General features: G+C 54.3%; 16 protein-coding genes and 1 pseudogene. 12 read left to right on the top strand and 5 right to left on the bottom strand.

Going from position 1 to position 21068, the window contains the following annotated elements; all coding sequences use genetic code 11:
• Window positions 1-113 precede the first annotated feature (113 nt).
• Together WCC56_RS07475 and WCC56_RS07480 are read right to left on the bottom strand one after the other, a co-directional pair.
• On the bottom strand, window positions 114-914 hold the full coding sequence (locus WCC56_RS07475; RefSeq protein ID WP_424691768.1) for a DeoR/GlpR family DNA-binding transcription regulator: 801 nt from the start codon (window positions 912-914) through the stop codon (window positions 114-116).
• A 34-nt stretch (window positions 915-948) separates the two neighbouring features.
• The gene (locus tag WCC56_RS07480; protein ID WP_424691790.1) at window positions 949-1845 is read right to left on the bottom strand and encodes a sugar kinase; all 897 of its coding nucleotides are present in this window, start codon (window positions 1843-1845) and stop codon (window positions 949-951) included.
• Window positions 1846-2014: 169 nt separating this feature from the next.
• Between WCC56_RS07480 and yihU the strand changes: the two genes are divergently transcribed.
• The 8 genes and pseudogenes from yihU to ompL all read left to right on the top strand — a co-directional run.
• Window positions 2015-2905 carry a sulfolactaldehyde 3-reductase gene (gene yihU / locus WCC56_RS07485; RefSeq protein WP_424691769.1) on the top strand — a complete coding sequence of 297 codons (891 nt, stop codon included), beginning with the start codon at window positions 2015-2017 and terminating at the stop codon, window positions 2903-2905.
• Window positions 2906-2925: 20 nt separating this feature from the next.
• Window positions 2926-3801: a sulfofructosephosphate aldolase gene (gene yihT, locus WCC56_RS07490; RefSeq protein ID WP_424691770.1), complete on the top strand. Its 876-nt coding sequence runs from the start codon at window positions 2926-2928 to the stop codon at window positions 3799-3801.
• Between the two features lie 15 nt (window positions 3802-3816).
• Window positions 3817-5058 carry a sulfoquinovose isomerase gene (gene yihS, locus WCC56_RS07495; protein WP_424691771.1) on the top strand — a complete coding sequence of 414 codons (1242 nt, stop codon included), beginning with the start codon at window positions 3817-3819 and terminating at the stop codon, window positions 5056-5058.
• A 16-nt stretch (window positions 5059-5074) separates the two neighbouring features.
• Window positions 5075-5944: an aldose-1-epimerase gene (locus WCC56_RS07500; RefSeq protein WP_424691772.1), complete on the top strand. Its 870-nt coding sequence runs from the start codon at window positions 5075-5077 to the stop codon at window positions 5942-5944.
• Between the two features lie 37 nt (window positions 5945-5981).
• Window positions 5982-8009, top strand: a complete 2028-nt coding sequence (locus WCC56_RS07505) for an alpha-glucosidase (protein ID WP_424691773.1) — start codon at window positions 5982-5984, stop codon at window positions 8007-8009.
• Between the two features lie 45 nt (window positions 8010-8054).
• A complete protein-coding gene (locus WCC56_RS07510; protein WP_424691774.1) occupies window positions 8055-9437 on the top strand; it encodes an MFS transporter in 1383 nt (460 codons plus the stop codon).
• Between the two features lie 44 nt (window positions 9438-9481).
• A complete protein-coding gene (locus WCC56_RS07515; RefSeq protein ID WP_424691775.1) occupies window positions 9482-10906 on the top strand; it encodes an MFS transporter in 1425 nt (474 codons plus the stop codon).
• A 176-nt stretch (window positions 10907-11082) separates the two neighbouring features.
• Window positions 11083-11175: pseudogene (gene ompL / locus WCC56_RS07520) on the top strand (porin OmpL); the annotation flags it as partial.
• Window positions 11176-11272: 97 nt separating this feature from the next.
• Here ompL and typA read toward each other — a convergent pair.
• On the bottom strand, window positions 11273-13096 hold the full coding sequence (gene typA / locus WCC56_RS07525) for a ribosome-dependent GTPase TypA (RefSeq protein WP_424691776.1): 1824 nt from the start codon (window positions 13094-13096) through the stop codon (window positions 11273-11275).
• A 434-nt stretch (window positions 13097-13530) separates the two neighbouring features.
• Here typA and glnA point away from each other — a divergent pair, with 434 nt between their 5' ends.
• From glnA to glnG, 3 genes are all read left to right on the top strand, one after another.
• Window positions 13531-14940, top strand: coding sequence for a glutamate--ammonia ligase (gene glnA / locus WCC56_RS07530; protein WP_424691777.1), 1410 nt, complete (start codon window positions 13531-13533; stop codon window positions 14938-14940).
• 140 nt (window positions 14941-15080) lie between these two features.
• A complete protein-coding gene (gene glnL, locus WCC56_RS07535; RefSeq protein ID WP_053145234.1) occupies window positions 15081-16130 on the top strand; it encodes a nitrogen regulation protein NR(II) in 1050 nt (349 codons plus the stop codon).
• Between the two features lie 7 nt (window positions 16131-16137).
• On the top strand, window positions 16138-17547 hold the full coding sequence (glnG, locus tag WCC56_RS07540; protein ID WP_013200070.1) for a nitrogen regulation protein NR(I): 1410 nt from the start codon (window positions 16138-16140) through the stop codon (window positions 17545-17547).
• 72 nt (window positions 17548-17619) lie between these two features.
• On the opposite strand, the gene hemN is transcribed toward glnG, so the two are convergent.
• Window positions 17620-18978 (bottom strand): oxygen-independent coproporphyrinogen III oxidase, encoded by a 1359-nt coding sequence (gene hemN / locus WCC56_RS07545; protein ID WP_424691791.1) that lies wholly within the window; start codon window positions 18976-18978, stop codon window positions 17620-17622.
• A 266-nt stretch (window positions 18979-19244) separates the two neighbouring features.
• Complete coding sequence (gene yihI / locus WCC56_RS07550; protein WP_424691778.1) at window positions 19245-19778, bottom strand: Der GTPase-activating protein YihI; 534 nt, start codon at window positions 19776-19778, stop codon at window positions 19245-19247.
• Between the two features lie 558 nt (window positions 19779-20336).
• Between yihI and yihA the strand changes: the two genes are divergently transcribed.
• Window positions 20337-20981: a ribosome biogenesis GTP-binding protein YihA/YsxC gene (gene yihA / locus WCC56_RS07555; protein ID WP_424691779.1), complete on the top strand. Its 645-nt coding sequence runs from the start codon at window positions 20337-20339 to the stop codon at window positions 20979-20981.
• Window positions 20982-21068 lie beyond the last annotated feature (87 nt).

Below are 21068 nucleotides of genomic sequence, written 5' to 3' on the forward strand. Positions count from 1 at the left end.
CGTGGAGAAATAACTGTAGCGGGAAAGGTAAGCTTTGGCTATGCGCCAGACTCAGCTTAGAAAAAGAGAGGTAAAAAGCTGGCACATAGTGAACCGGGGTGTAAGAAGGAGAGTCAGCCAGCCTGAGATTCGTCGCTGGAAATGACGTCGACCAGCTCAACCTGGCTCGATTTAAGGATATTTAGCACTCCCGCACCGGGACGTTCATCGGTAAACAGCGCGGTCACCTGCGCAACGTTGCCAATCTCAACGGCGGCTGACGCATGGAATTTCGTATGATCGGCAGCAAGTAAAATATGCCGCGAATGGGCGATCATCGTTTTGACGACGCTGGCTTCGTTGACGTCAAACTCCATCATCGCGCCGTCATTTTCAACAGCACCCACGCTGGTGACCAGATAATCCGCCCGAAAACCCGACACAAACGCCGTCGCGGCAGGTCCAATAATCCCGCCGTTATGCGGGCGCAACGTGCCCCCCGGCACCATCACTTCGAAACGCGTGTTTTTGTAGAGAATATGCGCCACACGCAGGCTGTTGGTAATAATACGCAGATGATGATGATTGAGCAGCGCCCGTGCAATGTGCTCCACCGTGGTGCCAATGGTGATGAAAATCGTCGATCCGTCCGGAATATAGTCGGCAATGGCTTCTGCTATCGCCCGCTTCTCTTCAGTCAGTGAAACCTCACGCTGTTCAAACGCCGTATTCACCACGCTTGAAGCGCGCCCCGCGCCACCGTGATGGCGGGTAATCAATCCTTGTTCGCTGAGCTTGCGGATGTCACGGCGTACGGTTTGTGTAGAGACGTCAAGCAGCTGCGCCAGTTCATCAATGTTCATGTAACCCCGTTCGGCGATCAACGTCAGCAGTTGGTCGTGCCGCGGATTACCGGTCATTTCGGTAAGGCTCATGGGCTGTCCTCTAAAAACCATCATTCCCCGCATTTTATACAAAAAGTGACAAAAAAGAGCGTGTTTGATCACAATCAGGTATTCCGGCCCGTCCGCCGGGCCGTGTGCATTTCAGCGCAGCCACCGCGCTGGCAAAGCGTACCGCGTCTGACACAGGCTCTTTTTGCGCCAACGCTACCGCCAGTGCGCCGTGGAAGACATCCCCCGCGCCGGTGGTATCCACGACGTCAATGCTAAAACCGGGCTGATGAGAAAGATGAGCATTATCAAGCCAATAGCAGCCCTCCTTCCCGTAGGTGACATAGACATGTCCATTTGTGAGCATTTGTGCTTTTTTCAGCGCATTTTCGGGCTCGGTGAGGCTCGTCAGGCGCTGCAAACCAGGGGCAGAAAACGCGGCGTGATCGCTTAACGTGACCAGTTCGGCAATATCTTGCGGAGTGATATCCGCATCCAGCACCGTGATAACGCCGTGCTGGCGCGCCATGTTGAAGGCCTGCTTCGCGCCCTCGTGCCAACGCACGTCCGCCAGCACCACGTCCCACTGGGAAAAGTCGAGACCCTGAAACCAGTCCGCGCTAGCAGGTAAATCCGGGCTGGGATAGTTGGTAATCATTCTTTCGCCGCTGGCATCCACCAGCACCGCAGATTGTGAGGAGCGAGCGCTTTTAAAGACGCGCGTATAACGGGTATTTACCCCCAGAGACTCAAGTTCCGCGAGCAGCCTGTTGCCGGTATCGTCGTCGCCCACTCGACCAATAAAGTCCACTTCTGCGCCCAGTTTCGCCGCTGCCACCGCCGCAGTTGCCGCCGGACCGCCACCCACTTCCTTGTAGTCAGTTGCCACATATTTGCCCCCTTCTTTCGGTAAGTCACTGAGATACCAAATACGATCCAGCACGGTAATGCCCACACAGGCGATTCGAGTCATGGTGATTCCTTTTCCGTTTTCTAATGCTGACATTTTAATTTCATCAAATGTTTAAAAAGTGACCCCTGTCAATTTTTTGACTATAAATTACAAATACGATCAGAAAAAGACAATACAAACGCTCAGTAACAGACAAACAGTGACAACAACCTACCGGCGGGAGAGAAGCATGTCAGCAATCGCATTTATAGGTTTAGGGCAAATGGGCGCGCCGATGGCGAGCAATCTGCTTAAACAGGGCCATCAGCTTACCGTTTTTGATATGAATCCGAAGGCGGTGCAGGCGCTGGTCGAGAAAGGCGCGAAGGGCTCAGCCACGCCTGCCGACGCAGCAGCAGGCGCCGAATTCGTTATCACCATGCTGCCGAACGGCGATGTGGTTCGTACCGTGCTGTTCGGTGAAAGCGGCATTTGTGAAGGGTTATCCCGCGAGGCGCTGGTGATGGATATGTCCACCATTCACCCGCTGCAAACCGACAAACTCATTGTCGACATGCACGCTAAAGGGTTCAGCATGATGGACGTTCCGGTTGGGCGCACCTCCGATCACGCGATTGCAGGCACGCTGCTCTTACTGGCGGGCGGCACGGCGCAGCAGGTAGAGCGCGCTTCACCGGTGCTGATGGCGATGGGTAATGAGCTTATCGAAGCCGGTGGTCCCGGAATGGGGATCCGCGTCAAGCTCATCAACAACTACATGAGTATTGCCCTTAACGCCCTTTCCGCCGAAGCCGCCGTGCTGTGCGAGGCGTTAGGGCTCTCCTTCGACGTGGCGCTTAAAGTGATGAGCGGCACGCCTGCCGGTAAAGGCCATTTCACCACCTCATGGCCGAACAAGGTGCTGAAAGGCGATCTGTCTCCAGCATTTATGATTGACCTGGCGCACAAGGATCTGGGGATCGCGCTGGACGTGGCGAACCAGTTGCACGTTCCGATGCCGCTCGGCGCGGCGTCTCGTGAAGTTTATAACCAGGCTCGCGCCGCCGGACGCGGACGCGAAGACTGGACGGCCATCCTCGAACAGGTTCGCGCATCCGCCGGGCTGAAACCTCATCATTGATAAGTAAAAAGGACTCTTGAATGACCACCTACACCCTGAAAGATATCACCCGACCTTCCGGCGGTTTTGCCATGCTTGCCGTCGATCAGCGCGAAGCGATGCGCATGATGTTTGCCGCTGCAGGCGCGCCTGCTCCTGTGACAGATGGACACTTAACCGACTTCAAAGTGAATGCGGCAAAAATTCTGTCGCCGTATGCCTCCGCCATTCTGGTCGATCAGCAGTTCTGTTATCGCCAGGTCGTCGAGCAACACGCGGTGGCCAAAAGCTGCGCCACGATCGTCGCGGCTGACGAGTTTATTCCGGGCAACGGTATTCCGGTGGACAGCGTGGTGATTGATAAAAGCATCGATGCGCAGGCAGTCAAACGCGATGGCGGGAAAGCACTGAAGCTGCTGGTGCTGTGGCGTAGCGATGAAGACGCGCAGCAGCGTCTGGAGATGGTGAGCGAGTTTACTCAGCTGTGTCACAACAACGGGCTGCTGAGCATTATCGAGCCGGTAGTGCGCCCACCGCGCCGTAGCGCAGCCTTCAACCGTGAGCAGGCCATTATCGACGCAGCAAAAGAGCTGGGTGATAGCGGGGCCGATCTCTACAAAGTCGAAATGCCGCTGTTCGGCAAAGGGACCCAGCAAGCACTGCTGGCCGCCTCGCAAACTCTCAATGAGCAGATCGCCATGCCGTGGGTGATCCTCTCTTCCGGCGTCGATGACAAACTCTTCCCGCGCGCCGTTCGTGTTGCGATGCAGGCAGGCGCCTCCGGGTTCCTGGCCGGTCGCGCCGTGTGGTCTTCGGTGGTGGGCCTGCCGGACACTGAACTGATGCTGCGCGATGTCTCTGTGCCGAAATTGCAGCGTTTGGGTGAGATTGTTGACGAAATGATGGCAAGTCGCTGAAAGAGGGGTTGAACAATGAAATGGTTTAACACGCTGAGCCACAACCGCTGGCTCGAACAAGAGACCGACCGCATTTTTGATTTTGGCAAGAACGCCGCCGTCCCGACCGGTTTTGGCTGGCTGGGCAATACCGGGCAGGTGAAAACGGATATGGGGACCCATCTGTGGGTCACTGCCCGCATGCTACACGTCTATGCCGTTGCTGCCGCGATGGGCCGCCCTGGCGCTTACGCGCTGGTTGAGCACGGCATCAACGCCCTGAACGGTGCGCTACGCGATAAGCAGTACGGCGGCTGGTACGCCTGCGTGAATGACGAAGGCGTGGTCGATGCCTCCAAGCAGGGCTATCAGCATTTCTTCGTGTTGCTTGGCGCGGCCAGCGCCGTGACGACGGGCCATCCGCAAGCCCGCCAGCTTTTGGACGACGCTATCGAGGTAATCGAAAAATACTTCTGGAGCGAACAGGAGCAGATGTGCCTGGAATCCTGGGATGAAGCCTTCAGCAAAACGGAGGATTACCGCGGCGGCAACGCCAATATGCATGCTGTAGAAGCCTTCCTGATTGTGTACGACGTGACCCACGACCGGAAGTGGCTCGACCGTGCCCTGCGCATTGCTTCGGTGATTATTCACGATGTCGCCCGCAAAGGTGAGTATCGCGTCAACGAGCATTTCGACACGAACTGGAACCCCATCCGCGATTACAACAAAGACAATCCGGCGCACCGTTTCCGCGCTTACGGCGGCACTCCGGGCCACTGGATTGAGTGGGGCCGCCTGATGCTACACCTGCGCGCCGCGCTGGAGGCTCGCTTTGAAACATCGCCGGAGTGGCTGCTGGAAGATGCCAAAGGATTGTTTCACGCCACGATCCGCGACGCCTGGGCGCCGGACGGGGCCGATGGTTTTGTCTATTCCGTTGGCTGGGACGGTAAGCCTATTGTTCGCGAGCGCGTGCGCTGGCCGATTGTCGAGGCAATGGGCACCGCCTATGCGCTGTATACCGTTACCGGCGAGGCCCAATACGAAACCTGGTATCAGACTTGGTGGGAGTACTGCATCAAGTACCTGATGGATTACGAAAACGGTTCCTGGTGGCAGGAGCTGGATATCAACAACGAAGTGACCACCAAAGTCTGGGACGGCAAACAGGATATTTATCATCTGCTGCACTGCCTGGTCATTCCTCGCCTGCCGCTCGCCCCAGGGCTTGCCCCTGCCGTCGCAGCCGGATTGCTGGACTGCAACGCGAAGTAATTTCAGGAGAACGGGCATGCATAAAAGTGGCACAACCCTCGTCCTGAAGGCGGGCGATTACCGGGCTGAAATTGTCACGGTGGGCGCAGGGCTGGCTTCCCTGAGGCATCGGGGGCGCCATGTGGTGATCCCCCATGCACCTGAAGAGCTGCCGTTAGCCCATCTGGGGAAAGTGTTAATTCCCTGGCCTAACCGCATCACTGGCGGCTGCTATCAGTTTGAAGGGCAAACGCTGACGCCCGCCATTAACGATCGCGCATCGAGTACGGCGATCCATGGGCTGCTGGCGTGGCAGAACTGGCAGATTGCCGAGCAGACGCCTTCAAACGTCACGTTGACGGCATTTTTGCCGCCGACCTATGGCTACCCTTTTATGCTTGCCGCTGAGGTCACTTACCAGCTGGATGAGTCTGAGGGCCTGAGCACCCGTATTCTCAGTAAAAATATCGGCGATCGTACTGCGCCCTATGGCGCGGGCGTTCACCCCTATCTGACCTGCAATCAGCAGCACATTAACCGCTGCGAACTGCAGCTGCCCGCCTGTCAGATTTTTGACGTTCCGTCATCTACGTTCTGCGTGGTCAATACGCTGGATTTTGAGGCAGCGCGCCAGATTGGCTCGACGTACATCGACCACACTTTTCACCCGCTGGACACCGGGTCTCGCTGGGAAGTCAGGTTAACGGACCCGCAAAGTGCGATGGCCGTCTGGCTGCGCTCCAGCCAGCCGTGGATACAGATTTACTCTGGTGAAAAACTGGAAAGAAAAGGCCTTGCCGTAGAACCAATGAGCTGTCCTCCGGATGCTTTTAACTCCGGCATTGACCTGATACGACTCCGGCCTGGCGACACTCATCAGATGGGCTTTGAGATTGGCTGCGAATAACTAAAAAAAGAACCCTTACCCTACAATGGAGGTCATTATGGCTTCGCAATACCCTGAATTAAAAGTGATTACCCGTGACAATGGCTTTAGCCTGTCGTTTCAGGACCGCCTGATCCTGTGTCACACGCCGCAATCGCCTTGCCTGTGGATTGGCGCAGGCGAAGCGGACATTGAGATGTTTCGTGGCAATTTCAGCATCAAAGACAAGCTCAACGAAAAAATCGCCCTGACGGACGCAACGGTCACGACACAAAGCACGGGCTGGGCGATCCGATTTACGCGTGGCGATACGGTGAGCGCCACGCTGCTGGTCGGCACTGATAAGCAGGGCCGCCTTGAGCTGAAACTTAAAAATGATGCCACCAGCCATAACCGCATCTGGCTGCGGCTGGCAGCCGAGCCTGCGGATCATATCTACGGCTGTGGCGAGCAGTTCTCTTATTTCGACCTGCGCGGCAAACCGTTCCCGCTGTGGACCAGCGAACAGGGCGTGGGCCGTAACAAACAAACTTACGTTACCTGGCAAGCCGACTGCAAAGAGAACGCGGGCGGTGACTATTACTGGACCTTCTTCCCACAGCCGACGTTCGTCAGCACGCAGAAGTATTACTGCCACGTCGATAACAGCTGCTATATGAATTTCGACTTCAGCGCTCCGGATTTTCACGAGCTGGCTTTCTGGGAAGATAACGCCACGCTTCGCTTCGAATGTGCCGAAACTTACGTTGATCTGCTGGAAAAACTGACCGGACTACTGGGCCGTCAGCCTGCGCTGCCGGACTGGGTTTACGACGGCGTGACGCTTGGCATTCAGGGCGGGACGGAGGTTTGCCAGCACAAGCTGGACACCCTGCGAAACGGTGGCGTGAAGGTCAACGGCATCTGGGCGCAGGACTGGTCCGGTATTCGTATGACCTCTTTCGGCAAGCGCGTGATGTGGAACTGGAAGTGGAACAGCGAGCTGTATCCGCAGCTTGATCAACGCATCCCGCAGTGGAACGACGAAGGCGTGAAGTTCTTCTCCTACATCAATCCGTATCTCGCCAGCGATAAAGACCTGTGCGAAGAGGCCTCTAAACGTGGTTATTTGACCAAAGATGCTCAGGGCGAGGATTACCATGTTGAGTTCGGCGAGTTCTACGCAGGCATTATCGATCTGACCAATCCAGAAGCCTACGACTGGTACAAAGAGGTGATCAAAAAGAACCTTATCGAGCTGGGCTGCGGCGGTTGGATGGCCGATTTTGGCGAATATCTGCCGACAGATACCTTCCTGCACAACGGCGTGAGTGCGGAGATCATGCATAACGCCTGGCCTGCGCTGTGGGCGAAATGTAACTACGACGCGCTGGAGGAGACCGGCAAGCTCGGGGAAATCCTGTTCTTTATGCGCGCGGGCTACACCGGCAGCCAGAAGCACTCGTTGATGATGTGGGCAGGCGATCAGAACGTCGACTGGAGCCTGGACGATGGGCTGGCCTCGGTCGTTCCTGCGGCGCTGTCGCTGGCAATGACCGGACAGGGCCTGCATCACAGCGATATCGGCGGCTATACCACCTTGTTCGAGATGAAACGCAGCAAAGAGTTGCTGCTGCGCTGGTGCGACTTCAGCGCCTTTACGCCAATGATGCGCACCCACGAAGGTAACCGCCCAGGAGATAACTGGCAGTTTGATGGCGATGCCGAAACCATCGCCCACTTCGCGCGGATGACCACCGTCTTCACCACTCTGAAGCCCTACATCAAAGACGCTGTGGCGCAGAACGCCAAAAGCGGCCTGCCGGTGATGCGCCCGCTGTTCCTGCATTACGAGGAGGATCCACGCACCTACACACTGAAATACCAGTACCTGTTTGGCCGCGATCTGCTGGTTGCTCCCGTCTATGAAGAGGGCCGCCGCGACTGGACGCTCTATCTGCCGCAGGACAACTGGGTGAATGTGTGGACCGGTGAAGTGCATCAGGGCGGTGAAGTCACCGTTGATGCCCCGCTCGGCAAACCGCCAGTCTTCTGTCGCCAGCAAAGCGAATGGACTGCGCTGTTCAACACCTTACGTCACATTTGATCAGGCTCGCCCGCGGGGAAACCTGCGGGCATAAGGAGAAGAATAATGAGTCAAACATCATCCGATCCGGCAACCCTACGCTTGCCGTTTAAAGAAAAACTCGCCTATGGGATGGGCGATCTGGGCTCCAATATCCTGTTGGATATCGGCACGTTGTATCTGCTGAAATTCTACACCGACGTGCTGGAATTACCGGGCACCTACGGCGGCATTATCTTCCTGATCGCCAAGTTCTTTACCGCGTTTACCGATATGGGTACCGGGATTATGCTCGACTCGCGGCGCAAGATTGGGCCGAAGGGCAAGTTCCGTCCGTTCGTACTCTATGCCGCCTTCCCGGTCACGCTGCTGGCGATCGCCAACTTTGTCGGTACGCCGTTTGAGATCACCGGTAAAACGGTGATGGCGACCCTGCTGTTCATGCTGTATGGCCTGTTCTTTAGCATGATGAACTGTTCCTACGGCGCGATGGTGCCGGCCATGACGAAAAATCCTGACGAGCGCGCCTCGCTGGCGGCATGGCGTCAGGGCGGTGCTACGCTCGGCCTGCTGCTGTGTACCGTGGGGTTTGTGCCGGTGATGAACCTGATCGAAAGCAGCTCTCAAGCCGGGTATATCTTTGCCGCCACGCTGTTTTCACTCTTCGGTCTGTTCTTTATGTGGTGGTGCTATCGCGGCGTGAAGGAACGCTATGTCGAGCCTCAGCCTGCCCATCCGACGCAGAAACCGGGGTTGTTGCAGTCCTTCCGCGCCATTGCGGGCAACCGACCGCTGTTTATCCTCTGCATCGCGAACCTGTGCACGTTGGGCGCATTTAACGTCAAGCTGGCGATTCAGGTTTACTACACGCAATACGTGCTCAACGACCCCATTCTGTTGTCGTATATGGGCTTCTTCAGCATGGGATGCATCTTTATCGGCGTCTTTATGATGCCCGGCGCGGTGCGTCGTTTCGGCAAGAAGAAAGTCTACATCAGCGGGCTGCTTATCTGGGTAGCGGGCGATCTCCTGAACTATTTCTTCGGCGGCGGATCGGTCAGCTTTGTCGCGTTCTCATGCCTGGCATTCTTTGGCTCCGCATTTGTGAACAGCCTCAACTGGGCGCTGGTTTCCGATACGGTCGAATACGGAGAGTGGCGCACCGGCGTGCGTTCAGAGGGTACGGTCTATACCGGATTTACTTTCTTTCGCAAGGTGTCGCAGGCGCTGGCGGGTTTCTTCCCTGGCATCATGCTGACCCAAATCGGCTATGTGCCTAACGTGGTGCAGTCGGCGGGAACAGTCGAAGGCTTGCGGCAACTGATCTTCATCTATCCCAGCCTTCTCGCGGTGATCACCATTATTGCTATGGGATGCTTCTATAACCTCAACGAGAAGATGTACATGCGGATCGTTGAAGAGATAGAGCTGCGTAAACGTCCGGCCTGAATGACTTTGCAATCGCGCTCCTCTGGGCGCGATGAGGACCGACTATGAACCGCAACACTGATCCATTAACCCTGAAGCTGAGCCTGCGCGAGAAGTGCGCCTACGGTATGGGCGATTTTGGCTCGAACCTGATGCTGTGTATCGGGACGCTATACCTGCTGAAGTTTTACACCGATGAGCTGGGTATGCCCGCATTTTACGGCGGCATTATTTTCCTGGTGGCAAAGTTCTTCACCGCGTTCACCGATATGCTGACCGGTGTGCTGCTGGATTCACGGCGTAATATTGGTGAACGGGGAAAATTCAGACCGTTTATTTTGTACGCCTCTGTCCCGGTGGCACTGGTCGCGACGTCACAGTTTATAGCGAACGACTTTAGCCTGACGGTGAAAACGGCCATCGCCACCGTGCTGTTCATGATGTTTGGTCTGTTCTATAGCCTGATGAACTGCTCGTACGGGGCGATGGTGCCCGCCATCACCAAAAACCCGAACGAGCGTGCGCACCTGGCCGCATGGCGTCAGGGAGGCGCAACGGTAGGATTGTTGTTGTGTACCGTAGGGTTTATGCCGATTCAGGCGCTCTTCGTCAGCCAAAAGTCGCTGGGCTATCTGGTGGCGGCGCTGCTGTTCGTGACGCTTGGGCTGTTCTGCATGTGGTGGTGCTATAGCGGTGTAAAGGAGCGCTACGTGGCGGTGACGCCCGATCACCATAAGCCCGGCATCATGAAATCGTTCTGCGCGATTTTTCGCAACCCGCCGTTGCTGGTGCTGTGCATCGCCAACCTGTGTACGCTGGCAGCCTTCAATATCAAGCTGGCGATTCAGGTCTATTACACCGAGTACGTCCTCAACGATATTCATCTGCTCTCGTGGATGGGGTTTTTCAGCATGGGCTGCATTCTGGTGGGCGTTTTGCTGGTGCCTGGCGCAGTGAAACGCTTTGGCAAAAAACAGGTCTATCTGGGCGGACTGACGCTGTGGGCCGTGGGCGATATACTGAACTTTGTCTGGGGAAACAGCTCGCTGTCGTTTGTGCTGTTTTCGTGCATGGCATTTTTCGGCACGGCGTTTGTAAACAGCCTGAACTGGGCGCTGGTGCCCGATACCGTCGATTATGGTGAGTGGAAAACGGGCATACGCGCTGAAGGCTCGGTGTATACCGGCTACACGTTTTCGCGCAAAATCTCCGCTGCGCTCGCCGGATTCCTGCCGGGCATTATGCTGACGCAGATTGGTTATATTCCCCACGCGGTACAAAGCGCAGGCACCCTGCTCGGCTTGCGCCAGCTAATATTTCTTTGGCCATGCGGCCTGGCGATTGTTGCCGCGATCACTATGGGAATGTTTTATAAACTCAATGAAACGCGTTTCGCTTTTATTATCGAGGAGATTGGGAAACGGAAAAAACACCCAACGCCCATGTCTGAAATGACCCACGAGAATAAAGCGTCAGCCATCACGTTATAACGATAAATCCAGCCGGCATTCCCTTCCTGTTTACAGGAAGGGCGGCCCTTCCGTACCTGAAACAGGGAGGATTTATGAAAAAAATCCACTACTTAACTGATTTCATTGGTTTCATGCTCGGCATTTGCCGGGCCATACGTCGAGACGCGTGAAGCCTGTAACACTGCCTTGGAAGCGTGCCGTATAGTGAGCATCAATGGCTGGACCGCTGGAATGACTACAACCGCGAACAGTATCGTATTCGCTTAAGGTTACGCTATTCGTTTTAATCGCTTTTTGCACAAATAAAAAAGCCGCTGAAATTCAGCGGCTTTTCGTTTTCCGGGTGGCGATGACGCTAACCCGGAGCTCGCAGCTTAAAGAGCATTAAGACTCTTTAGGACCACGGCTTGCGCGTTTACGATCGTTTTCCGTCAGGTGACGTTTACGAATACGCACAGATGTTGGCGTCACTTCTACCAGTTCGTCATCATCGATGAATTCCAGAGCCTGCTCCAGAGACATCTTGATAGCCGGAACCAGCGTAGTCGCTTCGTCAGTACCGGAAGCACGCATGTTGGTCAGCTTCTTACCGGTCAGGCAGTTCACGGTCAGGTCGTTTGAACGTGAGTGAATACCGATAACCTGGCCTTCATACACTTCAGCACCGTGGCCGAGGAACAGCTTACCGCGGTCCTGCAGGCTGAACAGGGCGAAGGCTACTGCTTTACCCTGGCCGTTAGAGATCAACACGCCGTTCTGGCGCTGGCCGATCTCACCCTGACGAACATCATCGTAGTGGCTGAAAGTGGAGTACAGCAGACCAGTACCAGAAGTCATGGTCATGAATTCGGTACGGAAACCGATCAGTCCACGAGCTGGGATCAGGTAATCCAGACGAATACGGCCTTTGCCATCAGGGATCATGTCTTTAACATCACCCTTACGCTCGCCCATTGCCTGCATCACAGAACCCTGGTGCTGTTCTTCGATGTCCAGTGTCACGTTCTCGAACGGCTCTTGCATGCGGCCATCGATTTTACGGTTGATAACTTTAGGACGTGAAACGGCGATTTCGAAGCCTTCACGACGCATGTTTTCAATCAGAACGGACAGGTGAAGCTCACCACGACCTGAAACGCGGAAGGCGTCAGAATCTTCGGTTTCTTCAACACGCAGCGCAACGTTGTGCACCAGTTCTTTGTTCAGACGGTCAAGGATCTGACGTGAAGTCACATACTTACCTTCTTTACCACAGAACGGAGAGGTGTTTACGTTGAAGTACATGGTCACGGTTGGTTCATCAACGCTCAGTGCTGGCAGCGCTTCAACAGCCTGTGGATCACAGATAGTGTCGGAGATGTTCAGCTCGCCCAGACCGGTGATAGCGATGATATCGCCAGCTTCGGCTTCGGTGGCTTCGATACGCTCCAGACCCATGTGAGTCAGGACTTTACCGACTTTACCGTTACGGGTTTTGCCTTCGCTGTCGATGATGGTGACTTGCTGGTTTGGCTTCACTTTACCGCGTTTGATACGGCCGATGCCGATAACACCCACGTAGTTGTTGTAGTCCAGCTGGGAAATCTGCATCTGGAATGGCGCGTCTGCCTCAACCTGCGGAGGAGCAACGTGATCCACGATAGCCTGATACAGCGGAGTCATATCCTCAGCCATATCGTTGTGGTCCAGACCGGCGATGCCGTTCAGGGCCGATGCATAGATAACCGGGAAATCGAGCTGCTCATCAGTCGCGTCCAGGTTAACGAACAGGTCAAAGACCTGGTCAACAACCCAATCCGGACGAGCGCCAGGACGGTCAACTTTGTTGATAACAACGATCGGCTTCAGACCATTAGCAAACGCTTTTTTGGTCACGAAGCGGGTTTGCGGCATTGGGCCATCCATTGCATCCACAACCAGCAGCACCGAGTCAACCATTGACATCACACGCTCAACCTCACCGCCGAAGTCGGCGTGTCCTGGGGTATCCACGATGTTGATGCGGTAGTCATTCCAATTAATGGCGGTGTTTTTTGCGAGGATGGTAATCCCACGCTCTTTCTCCAAATCGTTGGAGTCCATTACGCGCTCGGTAGCTTCAGTACGGGCATCAAACGTCCCGGATTGCTGCAGCAGTTTATCAACCAGGGTAGTTTTACCATGGTCAACGTGGGCAATAATGGCGATGTTACGCAAATTTTCGATCACAGCTTTGCCTCAGGCATTAGAAATAGCGCGCTATTGTACACGGATTAATCGAAGGACTGAACAGGATCACAAATTTCAATTAAAGATAACTGTCAGGATTGCTTTTCACACCTTAAACAGTGCAAGAATTGCACTCCGTCGAAAAAATGCACCAGAATAGTGCTCAGTCAGCACTCGATAGCACCAAAATGGTGCGCGACTTCCATCATGGTGCAGGTCCCGTATCACGAGAGGGCGCATCATAGCGCTTTTTCAGGTAAATAATAAAGTTGGCATAGATTTCGCTTTATACCTACAAGCGAAGAATGCAGTTTTTCACAACGGTTGATAGCGTGTGAGAGATCTTTATTATCGGATGACAATGCGAGATAAGCAAAGTCCACCTTGAAGATCTCTGACCACGACGACAATGACAAAATCCAGGAGAGTTAAGTATGTCCGCTGAACACGTTCTGTCGATGATGAACGAGCACGAAGTCAAATTTGTTGATCTGCGTTTTACCGATACCAAAGGTAAAGAACAGCACGTCACCATTCCTGCTCATCAGGTTAACGCTGACTTCTTCGAAGAAGGCAAAATGTTTGACGGCTCCTCTATTGGTGGCTGGAAAGGCATTAACGAATCAGACATGGTTCTGATGCCAGACGTTACCACCGCTGTGCTGGATCCATTCTTCGAAGATCCAACCCTGATCATCCGTTGTGACATTCTCGAGCCAGGCACCATGCAGGGCTACGATCGTGACCCACGCTCCATCGCCAAGCGCGCTGAAGATTTCCTGCGCTCTTCTGGCATTGCAGACACCGTTCTGTTTGGACCAGAGCCAGAATTCTTCCTGTTCGATGACATCCGTTTCGGCAGCAGCACGTCCGGTTCCCATGTCGCAATCGACGATGTTGAAGCTTACTGGAACAGCGGTAAAGCCTACGAAGGCGGCAACAAAGGCCACCGTCCAGGTCTGAAAGGCGGTTACTTCCCGGTGCCACCAGTCGACTCCTCACAGGACATCCGTTCTGCTATGTGTCTGACCATGGAGCAGATGGGTCTGGTTGTTGAAGCTCATCACCACGAAGTGGCTACAGCTGGTCAGAACGAAGTGGCAACCCGCTTCAACACCATGACCAAAAAAGCGGACGAAATTCAGATCTACAAATACGTTGTTCACAACGTGGCTCACGCGTACGGCAAAACCGCGACCTTCATGCCGAAGCCAATGTTTGGTGATAACGGTTCTGGTATGCACTGCCACATGTCACTGTCTAAAGACGGTAACAACCTGTTCGCTGGTGACAAATACGGCGGCCTGTCTGAAATGGCGCTGTATTACATCGGGGGTGTTATCAAGCACGCTAAAGCGATCAACGCCATGGCGAACCCAACGACTAACTCCTACAAGCGTCTGGTCCCAGGCTACGAAGCGCCAGTTATGCTGGCTTACTCAGCCCGTAACCGTTCTGCTTCTATCCGTATCCCAGTGGTTGCCAGCCCGAAAGCTCGTCGTATCGAAGCTCGCTTCCCTGATCCAGCGGCTAACCCGTACCTGTGCTTCGCTGCACTGCTGATGGCTGGCCTGGATGGCATCATCAACAAGATCCACCCTGGCGATGCGATGGACAAAAACCTGTACGACCTGCCGCCGGAAGAAGAAGCTGAGATCCCTAAAGTGGCTGGTTCACTGGACGAAGCTCTGGCAGCACTGAACGAAGACCGCGAGTTCCTGACCCGTGGCGGCGTATTCACTGACGACGCTATCCAGGCTTACATCGATCTGCGTAAAGACGAGATTGACCGCGTTCGCATGACTCCACACCCTGTTGAGTTCGAGCTGTACTACAGCGTTTAACAGGTAAGACAGTCTTTGTTGCCGTGGAAAATTCAAGCCCATCTCCGGATGGGCTTTTTTCACCACGAATTCATCGTCCAGCAAGAAGAATGTCGGGTTTCAGGACTATAATGCACTAAAACGGTGCAGGAGAAGGCTGTATGGCAACAGGCACGCTGCCCGATGCTGGGCAGATTCTCAATTCCCTAATTAACAGTATTTTGCTTGTCGACAGCGAACTGGTGGTGCATTACGCCAACCCAGCTGCCCAGCAACTGTTAGCGCAAAGCTCCCGCAAGCTATTTGGTTTACCGCTGCCGGAACTGATGGGATATTTTTCATTAAATATCGACGTCATGCTTGAGAGTCTGGATGCAGGTCAGGGTTTTACCGACAGTGAAGTGACTTTAGTGGTCGACAGCCGTGCGCATATAATGTCGTTAACCGCACAGCGTCTGCCTGAAGGCTTAATTCTGCTTGAAATGGCCCCGATGGATAATCAGCGCCGTCTCAGTCAGGAACAAATTCAACATGCTCAGCAGGTCGCCGCCAGGGATTTAGTCCGTGGTCTGGCACATGAAATTAAAAACCCGCTGGGAGGATTGCGTGGCGCAGCACAGCTGCTGGCGAAAGCCCTGCCCGATCCGTCATTAACAGAATATACCAAGGTGATCATTGAACAGGCAGACCGCCTGCGCAATCTGGTTGATCGCCTGCTGGGTCCGCAGCAGCCGGGAATGCACGTCACGCAGAGTATCCATCAGGTCGCTGAACGCATAGTGAACCTGGTGTCGATGGAGCTGCCCGATAACGTCACGCTGGTACGGGATTACGATCCCAGCCTGCCTGAGCTGCCGCACGACCCGGATCAGATTGAACAAGTTCTGCTGAACGTAGTACGCAACGCGCTTCAGGCGTTGGGTGAAGAAGGCGGCACTATTACACTTCGTACCCGCACGGCGTTTCAGTTAACGCTCCACGGCGTACGCTATCGCCTGGTGGCCCGCATCGATGTGGAAGATGATGGCCCAGGCATTCCGGCACAACTGCAGGATACGCTGTTTTATCCGATGGTGAGTGGGCGAGAAGGCGGCACTGGTTTAGGCCTGTCGATTGCCAGAAGCCTGATCGATCAGCATTCGGGAAAAATAGAATTTAGCAGTTGGCCTGGTCACACTGAATTTTCGGTATTTCTGCCTATTCGCCAGTGAGGTTTCTATGCAACGAGGGATAGTTTGGATCGTCGATGACGATAGCTCCATCCGCTGGGTGCTTGAACGCGCGCTCACTGGAGCCGGTTTGAACTGCGCCACATTTGACAGCGCTAATGAGGTGCTGGATGCCCTTGCCAGTAAAACCCCAGACGTTTTACTTTCAGATATTCGTATGCCTGGCATGGATGGACTGGCACTGCTGAAACAAATTAAGCAGCGTCATCCGATGCTTCCGGTCATCATAATGACGGCCCATTCCGATCTGGATGCGGCGGTCAGCGCTTATCAACAAGGCGCGTTCGATTATCTGCCAAAGCCGTTTGATATCGATGAAGCAGTTGCGCTGGTAGAAAGGGCCATCAGCCATTACCAGGAACAACAGCAGCCTCGTAATCAACCGGTTAGCGGTCCGACTACCGACATCATTGGCGAAGCGCCAGCGATGCAGGATGTTTTCCGCATTATTGGTCGTCTTTCCCGTTCGTCGATCAGCGTACTGATCAACGGCGAATCCGGTACGGGTAAAGAGCTGGTAGCCCACGCTCTGCACCGCCACAGCCCTCGGGCAAAAGCGCCGTTTATCGCGCTGAATATGGCGGCTATCCCGAAAGACCTGATTGAGTCAGAGCTGTTCGGCCATGAGAAAGGGGCCTTTACCGGCGCTAATCAAATTCGCCAGGGCCGTTTTGAGCAGGCTGACGGCGGCACGCTGTTCCTGGATGAAATCGGTGATATGCCGATGGATGTGCAAACTCGCTTGCTGCGCGTACTGGCTGACGGCCAGTTCTATCGCGTGGGCGGCTATGCGCCGGTGAAAGTGGATGTGCGAATTATTGCTGCAACCCACCAGAACCTGGAGCTACGGGTACAGGAAGGCAAATTCCGCGAGGATTTATTCCACCGCCTGAACGTGATCCGTGTGCATCTGCCGCCACTGCGTGAACGCCGTGAAGATATTCCGCGGCTGGCACGTTACTTCCTGCAGGTTGCTGCAAGGGAGCTGGGCGTTGAAGCGAAGATCCTGCATCCGGAAACGGAAACAGCCCTTACCCGGCTTCACTGGTCAGGGAACGTTCGTCAGCTGGAGAACACCTGCCGCTGGCTGACCGTTATGGCTGCCGGACAGGAAGTGTTGATCCAGGACTTGCCTTCAGAGCTGTTTGAGACCTCAACGCCAGAAAATCCGGTGCAGTCTCTGCCGGACAGCTGGGCAACGTTGCTGGCACAGTGGGCCGATCGCGCGCTGCGTTCCGGTCATCAAAACCTGCTGTCAGAAGCTCAACCCGAAATGGAGCGAACGCTGCTGACTACCGCTTTGCGTCATACGCAAGGGCACAAGCAGGAAGCAGCACGTTTGCTGGGATGGGGCCGAAATACCCTGACCCGCAAGTTGAAAGAGCTTGGAATGGAGTAGCGGATAGCGCTTATCCGTTGCGATAAAAAAAGGCCGGAACAGTTTATGTCCGGCCTTGTTGTTTTCTGGCGATCAGATCACCCGTGAAAATTGCTGCACACGCGCCTTCTGACGAAGATAGACGTCAAAGCACATACAGACATTCCTTACCAGCAAACGCCCCTTAGCCGTCACCTGAAGGCCCTTCTCGTGGCACTCAACCAGCTCGTCCTTGATGAAAGGCGCTAACAGAGCCAGATCTTCAGCAAAATAGTCGCTAAAAGCCTGCTCGCCGGTGTCGAAATCGGCAAAATTCAGTGCGAAATTACACATCAGCGTTTTGATCACATCGCGCCGCAGACAATCATCGGCCGACAACTTCACGCCGCGCCACAAAGCCGTTTGCTTTTCAGCCAGAGCGGCATACCAGGATTTCAGCTCTTTTTCGTTCTGAGCATAGCTGTCGCCGATCATGCTGATGGCCGAAACGCCCATTCCCAGTAAATCGCTGTCGCCCTGCGTGGTGTAGCCCTGGAAATTACGGTGCAACTTGCCTTCCCGCTGGGCCACCGCCAACTCATCGTCCGGGAGGGCAAAATGGTCCATACCAATAAACTGATAACCCTCGCCCGTCAGCATGGCGATGGACTGCTGCAGGATATCCATTTTTTGCTGGGCAGAAGGCAGGTCGGCTTCTTTGATTTTGCGCTGAGCGGCAAACAAAGCCGGCATATGCGCGTAATTAAATACGCTTAATCGATCCGGGTTGAGGGCGATAACTTTCTGCAACGTAAAGGCAAAACTCTCTGGCGTCTGTGCAGGTAAGCCGTAGATAAGGTCCAGGCTGGTGGAGGCAAAGCCTACCTGGCGCGCACGAGCAATAAGATCAACGATAACCTGTTCATCCTGAACCCGGTTCACCTTCTCCTGCACGTCCTTATTGAAGTCCTGCACGCCCATGCTCAGGCGGTTGAAACCAGCGGCTCGCAGATGGTCCAACACATCCAGTTCTATTTCCCGTGGATCGACCTCTATCGACAGCTCTGCCTCTTCACTGAAGGTAAAGGCCTGGCGCAGCAGCGTGATCAGGCGGGTAATCTGGCTCTTATTTAAATAAGTGGGTGTGCCGCCACCCCAATGCATCTGGCTGACGGTTCGGCCACGAAATAATTCAGCGCGTGACTGAATTTCACTGGCCAACGCATCCAGATAGACATCTGCCTTCTGCTGCTGCCGCGTGACGACCTTATTGCAGCCGCAGAAGTAGCAAAGCCGGTGGCAAAACGGAATATGGATATAGAGTGACAGAGGACGATTGGGATAACGCTGCGTAGCCTGTTGAAAAGCCGCCTCGTCGTAGTGCTCGTTGAATTCCAGCGCGGTAGGATAGGAGGTATAACGGGGACCAGAGATATTGTACTTCTGGATCAGGCGTTGATCCCATTCAATCATCTGCGACACGGTGTTCACTCCTGCGTTGGCGTCTGGATGCCGACCGTCGGGTGAAAGGTGTGTGCCTGGTAGACTGGCGGACGGTCGCTCTGTGCAGTCGGGTTTTCAACCGCGAAAGACGACGTAGTTTAACGAATAACCAGCCAAGGCTGCAGAGCATAATCAGCACGAAAATTGATCCAGGCCAATTCATTAGCAGAGAAACCTTTAGAAAAGGGCAGCGCAACCGTGCGCCACCTCAATTTTACCCAGATAACGCAGAAAGGTTACTGGCCGCCTTTCAGCAGGCGGTACATATCTTCTTCTGCCTGCTCATCTTCCGCGCCATCGTCCAGTGCGATGCCCAGCTCTTCCATCAGCACGTCGATGCGGTCAAGCGTCTGATCCAGCCAGGCCTGATCTTCAGCTGACAGCGTCTCAGCTTTTTCCAGGCGATCCAGCAAGGTATCCAGACGTTCGTCATTCTCAAGCTTCGCCAGCTCTTCTTCCGGCGACAGCAGGACTTTTTGCTCTTCAGCAGGTTTTGCGACTTTAGCCACTTTCTTCGCTGGCTTAGCCTCTGCGACAACCGGGCCAAGGGCGATCGGCTTTTTGCTGCCAATACGCGGATCTTTGCTGACGGCACTTTCGCCGCTCTTCTTGTTCACGGTTACCGGATTAGCACGGCTGCCAGAGGCATTACCGCGATGCTTCTTGTCGCGCTTACGATCGCGCGCTTCCGCGTTGGATTCATCACGCGTTTTGCGCTGGGTTTTTGCTGCCGGTTTTTTATCCTGGGGCGCGCGTGCGGGTTGCTTCATGTTTTCTGCTCTCAGACGATTTATATTCAGTATAGAATTGCGGCGGAATCTAGCAGAAAGCAGACAAAGAAAAAAGGCGCCAGGTCACCCTGTCGCCTTTTTTCGCACCTTCCGCAGAAGGACTGACTAAGTCAGCATCCTTTTGAGCAGCCAACATCCCGGTTTTCCGTTGCCTGAGGGTCCACTCCTGGACTCGATCCTTTCCTTGTGGTGTTGCCGCTCCGCAACACGCTCCATCCCTGCTCTACACCGTCCTGGTGTCCATAAGCACTTCATCCTGAAGAGAACCGCCCTGGTTCTGCCAATGACTTTAGACTAATTGGTCAAACTCACAAGGTAGGGTCGAGAACAAATTTGTTTTCGGAAAGGCGATAACAGATATAACCAACTGTTATTAAATGTTTTGTTTGATTAATAAAGGATGAAAAAGAGGAAACTTCTGGCAAATTTAATAGCCGATCTCCTACAAAACCTCCGCCGTAAAAAGGTCGGTTGGGCGCTTTCATTCTATACAGGGTATACTCAGCGCAATTGACCTTATTATCTGGAGTTTTTATTTTGTCTGGCTGGAATTATCACGTTACCCATTTTGTCACCAGTGCCCCTGACATTCGTCACCTTCCAGCCGATACCGGCCTTGAAGTGGCCTTTGCCGGTCGTTCCAACGCGGGCAAATCCAGCGCACTGAATACGCTGACCAATCAAAAGGCCCTGGCTCGTACCAGTAAAACGCCTGGCCGTACGCAATTGATCAACCTTTTCCAGGTGGCCGAAGGCTATCGTCTGGTCGACTTGCCAGGCTATGGTTTTGCCCAAGTGCCGGAAGAGATGAAGCTGAAGTGGCAGAAGGCGTTGGCAGAATACCTGCGTGAGCGCCAGTGTCTGAAAGGTCTGGTGGTGTTGATGGATATCCGCCATCCGCTGAAGGATTTAGACCAGCAAATGATTCTGTGGGCAGTGCAGAGCGGCATTCAGGTGCTGGTGCTGTTAACCAAAGCCGATAAGCTGGCTTCTGGCGCACGTAAAGCGCAGCTGAACGCGGTACGTGAAACAGCGAAAGGATTTATTGGGGATGTTCGGGTAGAAATGTTCTCTTCATTGAAGAAAATCGGCGTTGATAAACTGAGCGATCAGTTGAACACCTGGTTCAGTGAGCTTCCGCCAGCAGTAGAAGACGAAGAAGAAGAAGCGCCTGCCGAGTAAGCTTTTCCCGCCTTTGGGCCAGATAGCGCCCAATAAAAAACGCCCCAGTCATAACAACTGGGGCGGCTAAAATATTCAGCCAAATCC

The organism is Erwinia sp. (assembly GCF_049696395.1).
Taxonomy (GTDB): domain Bacteria; phylum Pseudomonadota; class Gammaproteobacteria; order Enterobacterales; family Enterobacteriaceae; genus Erwinia.